This is a genomic window from Leucobacter sp. M11 (genome assembly GCF_035726885.1).
Classification (GTDB): domain Bacteria; phylum Actinomycetota; class Actinomycetes; order Actinomycetales; family Microbacteriaceae; genus JAPFRB01.
The window spans coordinates 90,770-90,996 of the sequence record NZ_JAPFRB010000003.1 but is presented as its reverse complement, the minus strand read 5'-3'; the positions used below and the strand labels follow the sequence as shown (position 1 = coordinate 90,996).

Sequence of the window (227 nt, the reverse complement as noted above, 5' to 3'; positions counted from 1 at the left end):
ACGGGGCGGGGCTTCGGCGAAAGCTTCGTGCGCGAGGGTCTGCACCATCTCAGGAGCCGGCACCCCGACGCGGATGTCACCCTCGGGGTTGCCGAGTTCCACGTGCGGGCGATCCGGCTGTACCGGCGGATCGGCTTCGTCACCGAACGCCGGGTCCTGCTGGAGCGTGGCGGCGCGGTCACCCCCTTCGTCCGGATGCGGCTGAGCGCGGACACCGCGCTGTAGAC

1 protein-coding gene is annotated in these 227 nt (G+C 71.4%); it reads left to right on the top strand.

Going from position 1 to position 227, the window contains the following annotated elements:
- Window positions 1–225 (top strand): hypothetical protein (locus OOT08_RS08670; protein WP_325092234.1); only part of this gene is annotated, 225 nt, incomplete at its 5' end.
- Window positions 226–227 lie beyond the last annotated feature (2 nt).